The 17280-nt window shown below is 64.9% G+C and carries 15 protein-coding genes and 1 pseudogene; 9 read left to right on the forward strand and 7 right to left on the reverse strand.

The features are described from left to right. The 3 genes and pseudogenes from QZ213_RS10410 to QZ213_RS10420 all read left to right on the forward strand — a co-directional run. Positions 1-486: pseudogene (locus tag QZ213_RS10410) on the forward strand (flagellar motor protein MotA); the annotation flags it as partial. Positions 487-513: 27 nt separating this feature from the next. Further along, positions 514-1542: a peptidoglycan -binding protein gene (locus QZ213_RS10415; protein ID WP_291685982.1), complete on the forward strand. Its 1029-nt coding sequence runs from the start codon at positions 514-516 to the stop codon at positions 1540-1542. 69 nt (positions 1543-1611) lie between these two features. Then, positions 1612-2064, forward strand: a complete 453-nt coding sequence (locus QZ213_RS10420) for a GNAT family N-acetyltransferase (RefSeq protein WP_291685983.1) — start codon at positions 1612-1614, stop codon at positions 2062-2064. A gap of 109 nt (positions 2065-2173) precedes the next feature. Here the strand turns inward: QZ213_RS10420 and QZ213_RS10425 are convergent, their stop codons facing one another. Beyond that, entirely contained in the window at positions 2174-4033 is a 1860-nt protein-coding gene (locus QZ213_RS10425) for an ABC transporter ATP-binding protein/permease (RefSeq protein ID WP_291685984.1), read from the reverse strand. Between the two features lie 176 nt (positions 4034-4209). Between QZ213_RS10425 and rpmE the strand changes: the two genes are divergently transcribed. Continuing rightward, positions 4210-4437, forward strand: a complete 228-nt coding sequence (rpmE, locus tag QZ213_RS10430; RefSeq protein WP_291685985.1) for a 50S ribosomal protein L31 — start codon at positions 4210-4212, stop codon at positions 4435-4437. Positions 4438-4560: 123 nt separating this feature from the next. Here the strand turns inward: rpmE and QZ213_RS10435 are convergent, their stop codons facing one another. Both QZ213_RS10435 and QZ213_RS10440 read right to left on the reverse strand, forming a co-directional pair. Beyond that, the gene (locus tag QZ213_RS10435; RefSeq protein WP_291685986.1) at positions 4561-5073 is read right to left on the reverse strand and encodes a DUF1465 family protein; all 513 of its coding nucleotides are present in this window, start codon (positions 5071-5073) and stop codon (positions 4561-4563) included. A gap of 446 nt (positions 5074-5519) precedes the next feature. Then, positions 5520-5711, reverse strand: a complete 192-nt coding sequence (locus QZ213_RS10440) for a DUF1192 domain-containing protein (protein WP_291685987.1) — start codon at positions 5709-5711, stop codon at positions 5520-5522. A 102-nt stretch (positions 5712-5813) separates the two neighbouring features. Here QZ213_RS10440 and QZ213_RS10445 point away from each other — a divergent pair, with 102 nt between their 5' ends. Beyond that, positions 5814-6812 carry an NAD(P)H-quinone oxidoreductase gene (locus tag QZ213_RS10445; RefSeq protein ID WP_291685988.1) on the forward strand — a complete coding sequence of 333 codons (999 nt, stop codon included), beginning with the start codon at positions 5814-5816 and terminating at the stop codon, positions 6810-6812. Positions 6813-6931: 119 nt separating this feature from the next. Continuing rightward, positions 6932-9808 (forward strand): EAL domain-containing protein, encoded by a 2877-nt coding sequence (locus QZ213_RS10450; RefSeq protein ID WP_291685989.1) that lies wholly within the window; start codon positions 6932-6934, stop codon positions 9806-9808. Positions 9809-9871: 63 nt separating this feature from the next. On the opposite strand, the gene QZ213_RS10455 is transcribed toward QZ213_RS10450, so the two are convergent. After that, a complete protein-coding gene (locus QZ213_RS10455) occupies positions 9872-10120 on the reverse strand; it encodes a hypothetical protein (protein ID WP_291685990.1) in 249 nt (82 codons plus the stop codon). A gap of 154 nt (positions 10121-10274) precedes the next feature. Between QZ213_RS10455 and QZ213_RS10460 the strand changes: the two genes are divergently transcribed. Continuing rightward, positions 10275-11771 (forward strand): diguanylate cyclase, encoded by a 1497-nt coding sequence (locus QZ213_RS10460; protein WP_291685991.1) that lies wholly within the window; start codon positions 10275-10277, stop codon positions 11769-11771. A gap of 89 nt (positions 11772-11860) precedes the next feature. Here the strand turns inward: QZ213_RS10460 and galU are convergent, their stop codons facing one another. After that, the gene (gene galU, locus QZ213_RS10465) at positions 11861-12736 is read right to left on the reverse strand and encodes a UTP--glucose-1-phosphate uridylyltransferase GalU (protein WP_291685992.1); all 876 of its coding nucleotides are present in this window, start codon (positions 12734-12736) and stop codon (positions 11861-11863) included. A gap of 288 nt (positions 12737-13024) precedes the next feature. Between galU and QZ213_RS10470 the strand changes: the two genes are divergently transcribed. After that, on the forward strand, positions 13025-14455 hold the full coding sequence (locus QZ213_RS10470; RefSeq protein WP_291685993.1) for a lytic murein transglycosylase: 1431 nt from the start codon (positions 13025-13027) through the stop codon (positions 14453-14455). 218 nt (positions 14456-14673) lie between these two features. After that, positions 14674-16350, forward strand: a complete 1677-nt coding sequence (locus QZ213_RS10475; RefSeq protein WP_291685994.1) for an SGNH family hydrolase — start codon at positions 14674-14676, stop codon at positions 16348-16350. Between the two features lie 180 nt (positions 16351-16530). Here QZ213_RS10475 and QZ213_RS10480 read toward each other — a convergent pair whose 3' ends face one another. Both QZ213_RS10480 and QZ213_RS10485 read right to left on the reverse strand, forming a co-directional pair. After that, entirely contained in the window at positions 16531-16905 is a 375-nt protein-coding gene (locus tag QZ213_RS10480) for a CsbD family protein (protein ID WP_291685995.1), read from the reverse strand. A gap of 63 nt (positions 16906-16968) precedes the next feature. Then, positions 16969-17280, reverse strand: a 312-nt coding sequence (locus QZ213_RS10485) for an SDR family oxidoreductase (protein ID WP_291685996.1), incomplete at its 5' end; no start/stop codon positions are given.

Here is a 17280-nt window from a genome sequence, read left to right on the forward strand (position 1 = left end):
GACGGGCTGAAGGTCGGCGGCGACGCCGGCGCGCTGTTCGACACGTTGAAGGAAGGCCTCGCCGCGCCGCTCAGCGGCATGGGCATATCGTTTTCATCCTCGCTGTTCGGCCTCGCCGGTTCCCTGATCCTCGGCTTTCTCGACCTGCAGTCGAGCCAGGCGCAGAACCGCTTCTATACCGACCTCGAGGACTGGCTCGCCTCCACGGTGCGCGGATATACCGGCGAGGGAACTACCGGCGGCGGTGTTCCCAGCGGCGAATTGCAGGCCGTGGTCGAGCGGCTGCGGCTCACATTGGAAGAAGGCGGCGCCAGCCGCGGCACCACGGCGGCGATGGCCAATCTCGCCGAGGCCATCCAGGGCCTGGTCGCGCATATGCGGACCGAGCAGCAGATGATCCGCGAATGGGCCGACGGCCAGGGCGAACAGAACCGCGAGATCAAGAAACTGCTCGAGCGGCTCGCGCGCCAGCCCGAGAAGAGCTGACGACGTACTATCCTAGCGGAGAAACCGATGTCCCTTGCCCGTGCACGCCGCAGCGAATCCGGTTTCAACTACTGGCCGGGCTTCGTCGATGCGCTGTCGACGCTGGTGCTCTCGATCGTGTTCCTGCTCTCGGTCTTCCTGGTGGTGCAGTTCTTCCTGTCGCAGGAGGTCACCGGCAAGGACAAGGCGCTGGAGCAGCTCAACGCCAGGATCGCGCAGCTCAACGATCTGTTGTCGCTGGAAAAACTCGGCAAGATCAGTCTCGACGACCAGGTCTCCCAGCTCCGCGCCGGGCTCGCGGTGGCGGAGAGCGAGCGCGACCGCATCAGGGGACTCTATGAGGGCCTGGCCGGCGCCGGCAACGACGCCGCCGGCCGCGCCAACGAGCTCAACAAGGCGCTGGATTCCGAAAAAAGCGTGTCGGCGCGGGCGCTGGCGCAGATCGAGGTCCTGAACCAGCAGATCAGCGCGCTGCGCCGTCAGCTTGCGGCGCTCGAAGATGCGCTCAATGCCTCCGAAAAGCGCGACAAGGAATCACAGAACAAGATCGCCGATCTCGGCTCGCGCCTGAACGTCGCGCTGGCGCAACGGGTGCAGGAACTGTCGCGCTACCGTTCGGAATTCTTCGGGCGCCTGCGCGCCATTCTCGGCAACCGGCCCGACATCCGGATCGTCGGCGACCGCTTCGTGTTTCAGTCGGAAGTGTTTTTCGACACCGGACAGGCGGTGCTGCTGCCCGAGGGCCGCGCCGAGCTCGACAATGTGGCCACCGCGCTGACCGACCTCGACAAGCAGATCCCGAGCGAAATCGCCTGGGTGCTGCGGGTCGACGGCCATACCGACGTGCGGCCGATCAACAGCCCGGTGTTCAAGTCGAACTGGGAATTGTCGTCGGCGCGCGCGATCTCGGTGGTGCAGTATCTGGTCTCGCTCGGCGTGGCGCCGCAACGGCTGGTCGCCGCCGGCTTTGCCGAATTCCAGCCGCTCGATACGGCTCAGACCGAAGACGCCTACAAGCGCAATCGCCGCATCGAGCTGAAGCTGACGGAACGCTAGGGGCATGATCCCGAAAAGTGGGCACCGGTTTTCGGACCGGATCATGCCCCAAAAGAGAATCGCAACGCGATGACGGAGAGATTTCACCTTCGTCCCTATCGCGCCGAGGACGAGGACGCGCTCATCGCGCTGTGGCAGCGGACCTGGCAGCAAGCCTATCCTACGATCGACTTTGCCGCGCGCGTCAACTGGTGGCGCGAGCGCTGGCGCAGCGAACTGGTGCCGAAGGCGGCGATCGTTGTCGCGGAGCAGGACGGCGCACCGGTCGGCTTCGTCACCATCGATGCCTCAGGCTATCTCGACCAGCTGGTGGTCGCGCCGGATCACTGGGGCTCGGAATTGGCAACGACGCTCGTCAACGAAGCAAAGCGCCGATCGCCCGATCGCATCACGCTCTTGGTCAACCAGGACAACGCCCGCGCCATCCGGTTTTACGAGCGCAACGGGTTTATGCATGCCGGCGAGGACGTGAATCCGACCTCGGGAAGGCCGGTCAAGAAGATGGAGTGGAAGCCGAATTGATTTATGATCGTCCTTGCCGGGCTTGACCCGGCAATCCATCCCACTCTGAAAGATGTTCTTGCGAAGAAGATGGATGCCCGGATCAAGTCCGGGCATGACGAACGGAGCTCTAAACCCCCTCGAACTGCAGCCTTGCCAGACGTGCATAGAGCCCGTTTGCGGCGACCAGCGAGGCGTGGTTGCCCTGCTCGACGATGCGACCCTGGTCCATCACCATGATGCGGTCGCAGGACAACACGGTGGCCAGCCGATGCGCGATCACCAGCGTGGTGCGGTGACGCATCAATTCTTCCAGCGCCGTCTGCACCAGCGTCTCGCTCTCCGCGTCGAGCGACGAGGTGGCTTCGTCGAGCAGCAACAGCGGCGCGTCGCGCAGGATCGCGCGCGCGATGGCGATGCGCTGGCGCTGGCCGCCGGACAGCGTGACGCCGCGCTCGCCGAGCGGCGACTCGAAGCCGCCGGGCAGCCGGCGGATGAATTCGGTGGCGTGGGCAAGATCGGCGGCGCGCTCGACCTCGGCGTCGGTGGCGTCGGGCCGGCCGAAGCGGATGTTTTCCCGCGCGCTGGCGGCGAACACCACCGATTCCTGCGGCACCAGCGCGATGCGCGCGCGTACCTCTTTCGGGTCGGCCGCCTTGATCGGCACGCCGTCGAACGTGATCACGCCGGAAGCCGGATCGTAGAACCGCAGCAGCAGATGAAACAGCGTGCTCTTGCCCGCGCCCGAGGGGCCGACGATCGCGACCTTCTCCCCGGCACGCACCGAAAGCGAAACGCCGTCGATCGCCATCGCATCCGGCCGCGTCGGATAGGCGAAGGCGACGTTTTCGAAGTTGACGTCGCCGCGTGCCGGCACCGGCATCGGCAGCGGCGAGGCGGCGGTTGCGACCTGCGATTTGACGTTCAGAATCTCGAACAACCGTTCGGCGGCGCCCGACGCGGCCGAGACTTCGCCCCAGACTTCGCTGAGCTGGCCGAGCCCCGCCGCCGCAAACGCCGCATACAGCACGAACTGGCCGAGCCGGCCCGGCGTGATCGAACCGGTCAGCACGTCGCGCGATCCGATCCACAGGATCGCCACCACGCTGGTAAAGACGATGAAGATGATGACCGCGGTCAGCACCGAGCGCGCGCGGGTCGAGGTGCGCGCGGCCTCATAGGCCTGCTCGACCTCGCCGCCGAAGCGCGCGTTTGCCAGCCGCTCGCTGGTATAGGCCTGCACGGTGCGGATCGCGCCGACCAGCTCGGACGCATAGGCGGTCGCCTCCGCCAGCGTATCCTGGGCGTTGCGCGACAGCCGCCGCACCCAGCGCCCGAACGCCACCAGCGGTATCACGATCAGCGGGATCGCCAGCAGCACGAAGCCGGAAAGCCTGGGGCTCGTGATCACCATCATCACGGTGGCGCCGACGAACAGCATCAGGTTGCGCAGCGCGATCGAGACGGAGGCGCCGACCGCGGATTTGAGCTGGGTGGTGTCGGCGGTCAGCCGCGAGATCAGTTCGCCCGAGCGCGCGGAATCGAAGAATGCCGGCGACAGCGACATCAGATGCGCGAACACGTCGCGCCGGAGATCGGCGACGATGCGCTCGCCGATGGTCATCACCAGGTAATATCGCGAGGCGCTGGCGCCGGCCAGCATCGCGACCACCGCGATCATCACGCTGAAATAGCTGTTGATCAGCGCGATGCCTTCGGCAGAGAAGCCGAAATCGATGATCCGCCGCACCGCGACCGGCACCACCAGCGTGGTGATCGCGGCGACCGTCAGCGCGATCAAGGCGAGAAAGGCGCGACCGCGATAGCGCCCGACATAGGGCGCCAGCGCCACCAGCGGACGCAGCCGCGCACGGGGTTTGGCCGCAGGCCCGGCCAGTTGCGCTTCGATGGCGGAGGCCTCCGAGGGATCCACATCGCGCCGCGGCGGCGTTTCGCCGAGACCGTCTTCAAGCCGTTCCACTGCGCTCATGGGATTTGAACCATTCTATTTGCCGTCTCCCAGATAGGCCCCGCCGCCACGAGAGGCAAATCCGTATGATCCCTCAGTTAGCTGGCTTGTTTTGGGGGGCCTAAAGCGCTATAGAGCGGCCCAAATCCGTCCCCGCACAATCGATCGAGAGGCGCCGGCGCGCCAGAGGATAAGCCATGAAAGCCGAAATTCACCCGGATTATCATATGATTACGGTCGTGATGACCGACGGCACCGAGTACCAGACGCGCTCGACCTGGGGCAAGGCAGGCGAAAAGCTGAACCTCGACATCGACTCCAAGTCGCACCCGGCCTGGATCGGCGGGGCCCAGCAGCTGCTCGATCGCGGCGGCCGCGTGTCGCGGTTCCAGAAGAAATTTTCGGGCTTCCTCAAGAAAGATTGATGGCTTTCAGCCCGCTTGCGCGGCTGGACAAGAAAAACGCCCCGGTTTGCCGGGGCGTTTTTTATTTCAGGCCGTCATTGCGGGACGGTGGGTTAGCACCAGACCTCAGATGCGCAGGCAGAATTACCGCTCGAACGCCGCCTTCAGGCGGTTGAGCTGCGGCACCAGCGGGTTGCCGATCGCACTGCGCTCGATCGGCGGCGTATGGATGGAGCTGTCGAGGCGGCGGACCTTGCTCTGCAGCGCCATCGAACGCGCGATCAGGTCCTGCAACTGCTGCGGCAGCTTTTCGACCATCTCCTCCGGGCCCGGATCGGCGGCAGAGAGCTTGACCTTGGTCTTTTCGCGGTTGGCCTGGGTCAGCGTCATCTCGCCTTCCTTCACCGCGCGATGCAGCAACAGCCACGAGGCCAGCTGCATCAGGCGGGTGGTCAGCCGCATGCTTTCGGTGGCGTAGGTGAGGCTGACGGATCGGTCGAGCGCCTTGGCTTCGGTGCGGCCGGCCCCGTCGAGATAGGCCGCGGTCTCCTCGACCAGATCCATGCCTTCCCGGAACAGGGTACCGAACGCCGCGGAATTGGTAAGCCGCTCACTGAATTGTACGAGAGCTGTTTCGCCTTGCGAACGGTCCGACATGGTTAACGCCTCACGCCACTGATTACGCTGGCCGGCTTCAAAGCGCGCCGGGCTTATGATGAACAAATCATTGCGCGCCCGGGGACGAGAGTCCAGCCGCAAGCCTGATTATGGTTTCCAGCGTGGTGACGAAGACGCCAAAAGAAAGACGGCCCAAAAAAAGAGCCGCCGTTTCCGGCGGCTTTGAAGTTGATAACAGGGAGGCGTCAAACAGAGTGGACAGGAGCCACTCAGTGTCCAAACGAGGACAATCCCAGTCATAGACGAGAAAGCTTAATCGATCGTAAACGAACGATTATTTTCAGGTTTCGTTTGCCATGTCGGCCATTGGCCGAGGCAGACGCGACCGCCGCGGCGCACTGCGCCGTTGGCCGATGCGCTCTCAACGAGTCGTCCCTGCTTTCGAAAGCAGGGACGACGAGGGGAGAACTCTGCTTCGCTTACGCTTACGTCTTGAAAAAATTGTTCGCGGCATCCTTCGACGCGCGCTTTTTGGCCATCGCGGCCTGCAGCCGCTCGATCTCCGAATTCATCAGCGCGATGCGCTCGGTCAGTTCCTCGACCGACAGTAGCGACAGGTCCTGCCCGATCTCGTGGGTGACTTTCTTCCTCGGCCGGTCATCGTCCTCGATCGCCATGCTTTCTCCTCCGTGCTGAAGGGTTCGAGAGGCGGTTGCCAGCAGCAACATGGCTGGCTAATCAGATGCCGCTTCCGTTTCCGCCTTTCGCAAGGACAAATCATGGAAAAGCTGCCCGCGCAAATGACCGTTATCGGCATCAGCAAGCCCGGCGGCCCCGAGGTGCTCCTGCCCGAGACCCGCCCGGTGCCCGCCCCCGGCCCGGGCGAAATCCTGATCAAGGTCCAGGCGGCCGGCGTCAACCGCCCCGACGTCGCGCAGCGCTCCGGCGCCTATCCGCCGCCGCCCGGCGCCAGCGATTTGCCCGGCCTCGAAGTAGCCGGCGAGGTCGCCGCGGTCGGAACCGGCGCTAGCCGCCACAAGATCGGCGACAAGGTGATGTCGCTGGTGGCCGGGGGCGGCTACGCGCAATACTGCATCGCGCAGGACGCCCAGGCGATGGCGGTGCCGCCGGTTCTATCGATGCAGGAGGCCGGCGCCATTCCGGAAACCCTGATGACAGTCTGGCACAATGTGTTCGAGCGCGGCGGACTGAAGCAAGGTGAGACGCTGCTGATCCATGGCGGCTCGTCCGGCATCGGCACCATGGCGATCCAGCTGGCAACAGCCTTCGGCTCCAAGGTGATCGTCACGGTCGGATCGAAAGACAAGGCCGACGCCTGCCTGAAACTCGGCGCCTTCAGCGCCATCAACTACAAGACCGAGGATTTCGTCGCCGCAGTGAGGACCGCAACCGACGGCGCGGGCGCCAACGTCATTCTCGACATGGTCGGCGGCGAGTACGTCGAGCGCAATTACGACGCGGCCGCGGTCGACGGTCGCATCGTCCAGATCGCGTTTCTCGGCGGCCCCAAGGCGACCGTCAATTTCGCCAAGCTGATGGTCAAGCGACTGACCCACACCGGCTCGACCCTGCGGCCCCGCAGCAATACGGATAAGGCGGCGATGGTCGCGGCCATCGAGGCCAAGGTGATGCCGTTGTTGCGGCAGGGACGGATAAAACCCCTGATGGACAGCACATTCCCGCTGGAAAAGGCTGCCGACGCGCACCGGCGCATGGAGACCTCCGAACATATTGGCAAAATTGTGTTGGCGGTTTAACACTCGCGAACCCAACGCGACCGGAAACCCTTTGATTTCCTTCGCTTTCATGTCATTTATCCGGTCACGCCGGGCGTTCGCTTCGCCCGGACACGTTCGTGGATCGCGGAGAACTGACATTGCGACTGATCAGGTGCCTTGCGCCTCTGGTGCTGGGCCTCATGATTCTTGCCGCCGCGCAGCCGGCCCGCGCGCTCGACGCCGTCAGCGTCCGCAGCGACGCGCCTGCGATCGACCTCACCGCGGTCCTCGATCATCAGCATAGCGACTCCGACCGCATCCAGGTTTCCACCGCGCCGGGCACCGACGGCATCGTCCGCCGCATCGAGGTGCGCGCCCGCGAGGGCGGACAAAACTGGGTGGTGTTCGCGCTCGCCAATAATACCGACGACCAGCTCGACCGTCTGATCGTGGCACCGCATTACCGCATCGTGTCCTCGGGGCTGTTGTGGCCCGACCTCGGACTGTCGCGCATCGCCACCATCACGCCGTCGACCGGCGACCGTCCCGAACGGCAGGAGAGCCCGACCGCGGACATCTTCCGCGTCACGCTCGATCCCGGCGCCGTCATCACCTTTGTCGCGGAATTGCGCACCGATAAATTGCCGCAGCTCTATCTGTGGGAACCCGAAGCCTACAAGGACAAAGTCAACTCGTTCACGCTGTACCAGGGCATCGTCATCGGCATCTCCGGTCTCCTGGCGCTGGTGCTGACCATCCTGTTCGTGGTCAAGGGCAGCATCATGTTTCCAGCCGCCGCCGCGCTGGCCTGGGCGGTGCTGGTCTATATCGGCGTCGACTTCGGCTTCTGGGGCAAGGTGCTCGACATGTCGAACAACGCCGAGCGGGTCTGGCGCGCGGCGGGCGAAGCCATCCTGGCCGCGACGCTGCTCGTGTTCCTGTTCGCCTATCTCAACCTCAGCCGCTGGCACGTGCGCTATTCCCATATCACCGTGGGCTGGCTGGCGTTCCTCGGCTCGCTGGTGGCGCTGGCGCTGTTCGATCCCGCGGTCGCCTCCGGCATCGCGCGAATGTCGCTGGTCCTGATCGCGTTCGCGGGCTTCGCGCTGATCGTCTATCTCTCCACCCACGGCTTCGACCGCGCGGTGCTGTTGATCCCGACCTGGTTCCTGCTGGTGGTCTGGGTGATCGCGGCCGGCATGACGGTGGCGGGCAGCGTCACCAACGACATCGTCGGCCCGGCGCTGCTCGGCGGCCTGGTGCTGATCGTGATGCTGATCGGATTTACGGTGATGCAGCACGCCTTCGCCGGCGGCGGCGCCTCCACCGGTGTGGTCTCCGACGTCGAGCGCCGCGCACTTGCGCTGACCGGTTCGGGCGACCTGATCTGGGACTGGGACGTCTCCGCCGACAAGGTGTTCACCAGCCCGGAGACCGAGAGCCTGCTTGGCCTCAAACGCGGTACGCTGGAAGGCCCTGCCGCCAAATGGCTCGAGGTGCTGCATCCGCTCGATCAGGACCGGTTCCGCGCAGCGCTCGACAGCGTGCTCGACCAGCGCCGCGGGCGGCTGGTTCAGGATTTCCGCCTGCGCACGCCCGACGGCCATTTCATGTGGTTCGCGCTGAAAGCGCGCCCGGTGGTCGGCTCCGACGGCGAAGTCTCCCGCGTGGTCGGCACGCTGACCGACGTCACCGAGGCCAAGAACGCCGAAGAGCGCATGTTGCATGACTCGGTGCACGACAATCTCACCGGCCTGCCGAACCGCAAATTGTTCATCGATCGCCTCGGCGCGGTGGCGAATTTCGCCAAGACCATGCCGAACCTGCGGCCGACGCTGATGGTGATCGATCTCGACCGCTTCAAGCAGGTCAATGATTCCGTCGGCATCGCGGTCGGCGATTCCATCCTGTTGACGCTGGCGCGGCGGCTGACCCGCATCCTCAAGCCGCAGGATACGCTGGCGCGGCTCGCCGGCGACCAGTTCGGCCTGATCCTGATGTCGGAACAGGATCCGGCGCGCATCACCGCCTTCGCCGAGACCATCCGCAAGACCATCCGGGCGCCGATTGCCTTCAACGACCGCGAAATTTTCCTCACCGCCTCGATTGGGCTCGCGCTCTCCGACCCGCAGACGCAATTGTCCGACGAGATCATCAAGGACGCCGAGCTTGCGATGTATCATTCCAAGCGGATCGGCGGCGACCGCATCGATGTGTACAAGCCCGCCATGCGTGCCCGAAAAACCGACCGGCTGACGCTGGAAAGCGAATTGCGCCGCGCCATCGAGCGGGAGGAAATCACCATCCTGTACCAGCCGATCGTGCGGCTGGAAGACCGTTCGATCGCCGGCTTCGAGGCGCTGGCGCGCTGGGATCATCCCAAGCTCGGGCGGATGTCGCCGGTGGAATTCATCGCCATTGCCGAGGAGATCGGCTTGATCGTCGATCTCGGAATGTTCGTGCTGGACCAGACCGCCAGGCAACTTGCGATCTGGCAGCGCGCGATGCGCTCGCGCGAACCGATTTTTGCGAGTGTCAACGTTTCGTCTCGTCAATTGTTACGGCACGATTTGATCCATGATATTCGCACGGTGCTGTCACGATCCTCGGTGGCCCGCGGCACCCTGAAACTGGAACTGACGGAATCGCTTGTGATGGAGAACCCGGAGCACGCGGCGCAGATGCTGACACGGATCCGCGAACTCGGCACCGGATTGTCGCTGGACGATTTCGGCACCGGCCATTCGTCGCTGGCCTATCTGCAGCGCTTTCCCTTCGACACCATCAAGATCGACCAGTCTTTCGTGCGCACCTCCAGCCGCGGCACCCGGCCGGTGATCCTGAAATCGATCATCGCGCTCGCCCACGACCTCGGCATGGACGTGGTCGCCGAAGGCGCCGAGACCGATTCCGATGCGGTCGAGCTTTACCAGTTGGGCTGCGAATACGCGCAAGGCTTTGCCTTCGGCGAGCCGATGGACGCGGATGCCGCGATGCGTCTGCTCACCGAAGAACGGTTGGAGGCGGCGAGTTGAAGCGCTGTCGTCCCGGCCAAGCGAAGCGCGAGCCGGGACGACGGATCTATTGGAACCGCGGCCCTACTTCATCCTCTTGAACCGCACGCTCTTGCCGTCCGCCTGCCTCGTCGCGATGTAGCCGCCGGCGAGGCAGGCCTCGCGCTGCGGCATCTTTTCCTGCGGGCTGCGCAGCGTCTCCCACCACGACGCGCGGTGGGCCGCGCGCGGCAAGGCGGCGTCGATGATCTCCTCGATCTCTTCGAAGCTCAGCACGAATTCGGGGAGCTTCTGCTTCTTCAGATAATCGCGCAGCGCGTCGTAGTCGTTCAATTGTACCCTCGGTGGTAAGCCGTCATGCGTTTGCAAGCCATTCTCGCTATTCGCGCGATCCCGGCAACCAACGGTTAACTCATTAACACATCGTTGTCGTCACTTAAGCCCGCGGCAATGATTAAGGCGCATCCACTGGCGGCGGAGCTAAAGGATGCGATTTGGACGGCGCAACAGCGTGGCCCATCGACCATGGCGGCTATCGGCGAAGCTACTGATCGCCTCGTCGGTGGCGACCGTGATCGGCTTCTCCGCGATCTGCGCCAGCGTGATGCTCGATATGCGCCGCGGCGAGGAAGAGCTGGCGCGCCAGACGCTGGAGAACCTTGCATCCACCATCGACGCCGAGATCGGCCGCAATATCGAGCTTTTCGATCTGTCGCTGCGGGCGGTGGCAAGCAATATGGTGGCGCCCGGGATCAAGGACGTCAGCAAGCCGATCCGGCACCTGATCCTGTTCGATCATGCCGCGACCGCGAAACATTTCGGTGCGATCCAGGTATTTGACGCCGACGGGCAACTGACCATCGACGCCTCGACGCTGGATCCGGCAGCCGAAAATCGCGCCGACGAGGAGTATTTCCGGTTTCATCGCGACCGGCCCGACGCCGGGCTGTTCATCAGCCGTCCGATGCTGCATCGCGGCGCCTATGCCATCGTGCTGAGCCGGCGCATCACCGGCAATGACGGGCGCTTTCTCGGCGTGGTCGCGGGCTCGATCCGCTTTTCCTATTTTCACGACCTGTTCGGCCGCCTGCAGCTTGGCCCCGACGACACCATCAGCGTTCTGCGCCAGGACGGCACCTTGATCATGCGAACGCCGTTCGACCTCGACTTGATCGGCAAGAATCTCGGCAATCTGCCCGCCGTGAGGAACGCCATGTCCGTACCCAGCGGCTGGTATACGGGACTTGGCGCGGTGGATCAGGAACCACGGCTGTTCATCTGGCGCGACAGCACCCGGCCGCTGGTCGTTCTGGTCGGCAAGACATGGAGCAGCATTCTCAGCCTGTGGCGCACCGAGGCGGCCCGGATCGGCGCCATCATGCTGGCGCTGATTGCGTTCGTGCTTGCCGTGACGCTGTTCCTCGCCCGCGAAATCAGCCGCCGCGCCAGCGCCGAGGACAAGCTCGAGGAGCTTGCGACCACCGATGCGCTCACCGGCTTGCGAAACCGGCGCAAATTCGACACCGAAATGGACTCCGAATGGCGGCGCGCGACGCGTCACAAGGTGCCTGTCTCGCTGTTGATGATCGATGCCGATCATTTCAAATCCTACAACGACACCTTCGGACATCAGGCGGGCGATGAGATGCTGGTCGGAATCGCCATCTGCATTTCGGATTCGGTGCGGCGGGCCGGCGATTGCGCCGCGCGTTACGGCGGCGAGGAATTCGCCGTGCTGCTGCCGGGGCTTGCGGCCCCCGAAGCGGTGGGAGTGGCCGAAACGATCCGGGCCAAGGTCCAGCAATGGTCCGAGGGCCCGACGGTCGCCACCGTCAGCATCGGGATCGCGAGCCTGACGCCGGTCCCGAATCTCGATTGGTCGATCCTGGTGAAAGCCGCGGACACGGCGCTCTACGCCGCCAAGGCCGGCGGCCGCAACCAGTCGGTGCTGGCCAGCATCCCGCAGTTCTTGCTGGCGGCCTGAGATTGCGCACGGGGGAATCGCGAGATTCTCCGATGTGCGATTGCCCATCTCCCAGGTCGATGCTTACGCATCGCCCCGGAACGACGTCGTCACTTCGCCAGATATTTCTTCATCTCTTCGCGCAGGCCGTCGCGCAAATCCGCGCGCGCCATGCCGAAGGCGATATTGGCGCGCAGGAACCCCGATTTCGAGCCGCAATCGTGCCGCTCGCCTTCGAACTCGACGCCGTAGAAGCTTTGCGTCTTCGCCAGGCCGATCATGGCGTCGGTGAGCTGGATCTCCCCGCCGGCGCCGCGTTCCTGGGTCTCCAGGATCTTGAAAATCTCCGGCTGCAGGATGTAGCGCCCGGTGATCGAGAGATTCGAAGGCGCGGTGCCCTTGGCCGGCTTCTCCACCATGCCGTCGACCTCGAACATGTTGCCGTGGCGCTTGCCGACGCCGCAGATGCCGTATTGATGCGTCAGATGCGCGGGCACTTCCTCCACCGCGATCAGGTTGGATTTCTCAGCCAACTTGCTGGCTGCCTCGATCATCTGCTTCAAACAGCCCGGTGTGTTGAGCACCAGCTCGTCCGGCAGCACCACCGCGAAGGGCTCGTTGCCGACGATGTCGCGGGCACACCATACCGCATGGCCGAGACCGAGCGGCGCCTGTTGGCGGGTGAAACTCACGGCACCGGCGTCGGGCTGGTCGCGCGCCAGGATCTCCATCTCGGCCTTCTTGCCGCGGGCGGCAAGCGTGGCGTCGAGCTCGTACATCCGGTCGAAATGGTCCTCGATCACGCCCTTGTTGCGGCCGGTGACGAAGATGAAATGCTCGATGCCTGCCTCCTTGGCCTCATCGACCACGTACTGGATCAGCGGCTTGTCGACGATGGTCAGCATTTCCTTCGGCATCGCCTTGGTGGCGGGCAGGACGCGGGTGCCGAGGCCGGCGACGGGAAAGACGGCTTTGCGGATTTTCATGGGAGGTTCGACAGGTGCCTTTTGAGAGTGCGAGAGCGCATTTGATGGCATGTTGGTAGCCGGTTTGCAGCCGGGAACAAAGGCGGATGTGTGAAGCGCGATGCATCCCTGGCGCTTAGGGTAAATCCGCCCGCACAGGTCCGTTCCCTCCCCTTCCGGGGCCAGGGGGCCAATCGGTCGGAGCCCTGCGAGATTTCCCCCCAAACAAAATCTCGCCTCTGTTAATCTATTGGAAACCGCCACGAGGCCTGCTGAAAGCGGGATATTTTCGGCTATCGCGGGTGAGACATGAGACGACGGACGGGACGTTTGGCGAAACTGCGAACCGGCGCGGCGGTCATGGCCGCCGCCCTGCTGGTGTTCGGCCAGGCGCACGCGCAGTCGTCCAGCGGCGGCGGCCCGCTGGACTTCCTCGACAACCTCTTCACCGGCTCGCTTTCCAGGGGCAGCCAGAGCCCGCCGTCAGGCCAGCGCGCCGGCACCTCGGCGCAGGCGCAGACGGCGCCCGTCACGGGCAGCGCGCCACTGCCCTGGAGCGGGGAGGACGGCGCCTCCGGCCACCCGCTGATGACCGCAGCCGCGATCCGGGATGCCGCGGCGAATTTCGACAATTGCGTCGCCTCGATGTGGCCCGACGCCGCGCGCCGCAACATCTCGCGCGAGAGTTTTGAACGCCTTACCGCCGGCCTCACGCCCGATCTGCGGCTGATGGACCTGATGGATTCGCAGCCGGAATTCACCAAGTCGATCTGGGATTACCTCGACATTCTCGTCAACGATAACCGCCTCGCCAAAGGCCGCGAGATCCTGGCCAGATACAAGCCGCAGTTCGACGCGACGGAAAAGGCCTACGGCGTCGATCGCTATACGATCGCGGCGATCTGGGGCATCGAGTCGAACTATTCCACGCAAATGGGCGACCGCAACGTCGTGCAATCCACCGCGACGCTCGCCTGCGTCGGCCGCCGCCAGAAATATTTCAAGGACGAATTCCTCTCGGCACTGGAAATCCTGCACCACGGCGATCTGCGTCCGGAGCAGATGCGCGGCTCCTGGGCCGGCGCGTTCGGTCCCACCCAATTCATGCCGACCGCGTTCAAGCGCTACGCGGTGGATGCCGACGGCGACGGCCGCCGCGACGTGGTCGACGACGCCGCCGACCTGATCGCCTCGACCGCCAACAACCTGAAGAAAGACGGCTGGCAGACCGGCCAGACGTGGGGCTACGAGGTCGTGGTGCCCAAGGGCTTCAATTACATGCTGGCGGACCGGGCCAAGGGGATGACGATTGCGCAATGGGAACATCTCGGCGTCACCCGCGCCGGCAACCAGCCGTTCCCGCACGCCGCCGAGAAGGCCTATCTGCTGGCGCCCGCGGGCGCGGAAGGTCCCGGTTTCCTGATGCTGCAGAATTTCCGGGTGATCATGAAATACAACCCGGCGGAGGCCTATGCGCTGGCGATCGGCCACTTCGCCGACCGTCTGCGCGGCGGCGCGCCGTTCGTGCAGCCATGGCCGCGGCAGGAGCGCGAATTGTCGCGGGCCGAGCGGCTGGAACTGCAGCAGCTGCTGGCGCAGCGCGGCTTCTACCAAGGCACCCCGGACGGCCAGCTCGGCGGCCAGACCCGCGAGGCGCTGCGCGGCTTCCAGGCCTCGATCGGGGCCCCCGCCGACGGATTTGCCTCCTCCGACGTGCTGGAGCGGCTCAGGGGACGGTGAACCGTCGATTCCCGCCTGTTTCTTTGCGTGACGCGTTTTCCACACGCGTTGGCGTCAACCCGCTCGAAAACGCCATAAAGTAACCTTCCGGACGTGATTTTTGCCGTGCCCTTGACGGCGGCGGCCGATGGCCGGTTTATGGCTCCGAAATCTGCCCGCTTGCGGCCTGATTCCGCTATTATATCGACTGCTTCCGCGATTCATTGCGACCGAGCCGCATGCAACAGCCAAAGTCCTTTTTCCGGGTGTTCACCGAAACCGGCCCGTTGATCGCGCTGGCGGTTGCGGTTGCGCTGCTGGTCGGGCTTGCCGGACCGGCATCCGCGCAGTTCTTCAATTTCGGCGGCTGGCAGCCGCCGCGGCCGCAGCAGCAGCCGCGCAGCGGAAACGGCGGCTGGTTCGGCGGCGATCTGTTCGCGCCATTCCAGCAGCAGCAGGCGCCGAAGCGGGTCGAGAATTTTTCCAAGGCGCCGCCGCCGGAGAAGCGCGAGACCGTGCCGGAGCGCAACGTGCTGGTGCTGGGCGACGCCATGGCGGACTGGCTCGCCTACGGACTCGAGGACGCCTATGCCGAGCAGCCGGATATGGGCGTGATCCGCAGGCACAAGACCGTGTCTGGCCTGATCAAGTACCAGCCCAAGGGCGAGCCGGCCGATTGGGCTGCCGCGGCCAAAGGCATCCTCGCCACCGAGAAGCCGGACGCCATTGTCGTCATGCTCGGGCTCGACGACCGTCAGGCGATCCGCGAGCCGGCGGTCGACAAGGACAAATCATCCGACAAGAAGGGCGACAAGAAAGACGCCAAGGCCAAGCCGGATGCCAAGACGGATGCCAAGTCTGGCGACGCGAAACCCGGCGCCAAGCCGGACGGCGCCGATGCCGCCGTGAAACCCGACGACAAGACCGCCGATACCGAGTTGTCGCCGGACGATGCCGCCGACAACGACGTGCCGCCGATCATCGCGCCCGAGAAGAGCACGCGCTCGCCGAACGGCGTCTATCAGTTCCGCGAGGAACGCTGGGTCGAGCTCTACACCAAGAAGATCGAGGAGATGATCGCCGTCCTGAAAACCAAGGGCGTGCCGGTGCTCTGGGTCGGCCTGCCCGCGGTGCGCGGTCCCAAGGCGACGGCTGACATGCTGTTCCTGGACGCGCTGTACCGCGATGTCGCCGGCAAGGCCGGCATCACCTATGTCGATGTCTGGGACGGATTCGTCGACGAGGCCGGCCGCTTCCTGCAGAAAGGTCCCGACTTCGAAGGCCAGATCCGGCAGCTGCGTTCCTATGACGGCGTGTATTTTACCAGGCCCGGCGCTCGCAAGCTTGCCCATTATGTCGAGCGCGAGATCAACCGGCTCCTGGCTTCGCGTTCGGCGCCGATCGAACTGCCGACCGAACCGGCAACACCCGACGCCAACGCGCAGCCCGGCCAGCCTGCGCCGCGTCCGCTCGCAGGGCCGATCTTGCCGCTGGTGGCATCCTCGGTCGGCACCGATCAATTACTCGGCGGCCCCGGCTCGCGCCCGGCCGCGGTCGATGCGCTGGCGGCACGGACACTGGTGAAGGGCGAGCCCCTCGCCCCGCCCGCCGGCCGCGCCGACGATTTCGTCTGGCCACGCCGCGAGGTCGGCCGCGAACAGGCCAAGGGCGAAACGCCGGTGGCCTCAGTCGCCCCGGATGGAACGGTCGCGGCACCGGGCGCACCCGCCAAACCGCTGGCGCCGAAGAAGCCGGCGCCTCCGGTTCAATCGGGCGCACCGGCACTGCGGGACTTTTTCAGCTTCGGCAACGCACCGAAGAAGCCGGCGGCGCCTGCGACGCGCGGACCCAATGTGCCGCGCCCGCCGGGCAATGTCGGACGGTCGGCGGCGGTGCCGGGCATTTTCGCAAGGTAAGAGGCAGCCTGGCCTGACGCGATCTCGTGGCTCGTCATGGCCGGATTTGTCCCGGCCTTCCACGTTTTCCTGCACGTCTTTCTTGCATCGTGTGCGGCAAAGACGTGAATGCCCGGCACAAGGCCGGGCATGACGAGGTTGTCGGAAGGCCACCTTGCGCGGCTCTTTTGGGTGAGGCCCTCAGCCGTAATAGCGCCAGCGCGGCGAGGGACGGCGCGGCTGACGCGTCATCAACATGGCCAGAGCAAAGCCGATTCCGCCCGCGATCAAGAGCGAACCGAGCGGATTGTCCTGCACCTTCTTCGCCACGGCCTGCGAGCCGTCGCGGAAGGTCTCGCCGCTGTTCTCGTAGGCGTCCTTGGCGTAGCCGACGGCGGCGTCCCCGGCGTCTCGTGCGGCGTCCTTGGCCTGACCGTACAGATTCTGCACCGTGCCTGCGGCCTCGCGGGCGCGGCCCGAGCCCTGAGTCTTCGCATCGCCGGCGATATCGCCGACGGCGCCTTCGACCTTACCGGCAAAATCCTTGGCCGAGCCAGCAATTCTATCTTTGTCCATCGCGGTCACTCCCTGAAATGAATTCAGCGAGCTAACCGATGAAATGCGATCCGGTTCCGGCGCTCAGAGAATGAGGCCGCCGTCGACCACCAGCGTTTGGCCGACGATGTAGGAGGCAAGCGGCGAAGCCAGAAACAGCGCGGCGCCCGCCATGTCGGCCGGCGTACCCAGACGCTTCAGCGGAATGCGCTCGATCGCGCCTTCCAGCCGCTTCGGATTCGACGTCGTCACTTTTGTCATTTTGGTATCTACCAGCCCAGGGGCGATGCCGTTGACGCGGATGCCGTCCTCCGCCCAGGCCTCGCCGAGCGTCCGGGTCAACCCCATCGCGCCGGTCTTGGAGGCGTTATAGGCCGGATTGCCCTTGGTCGAATG

Origin of the sequence: Bradyrhizobium sp., from assembly GCF_017881085.1 — a bacterium.
In the GTDB taxonomy this organism is placed as follows: Bacteria; Pseudomonadota; Alphaproteobacteria; order Rhizobiales; family Xanthobacteraceae; genus Bradyrhizobium.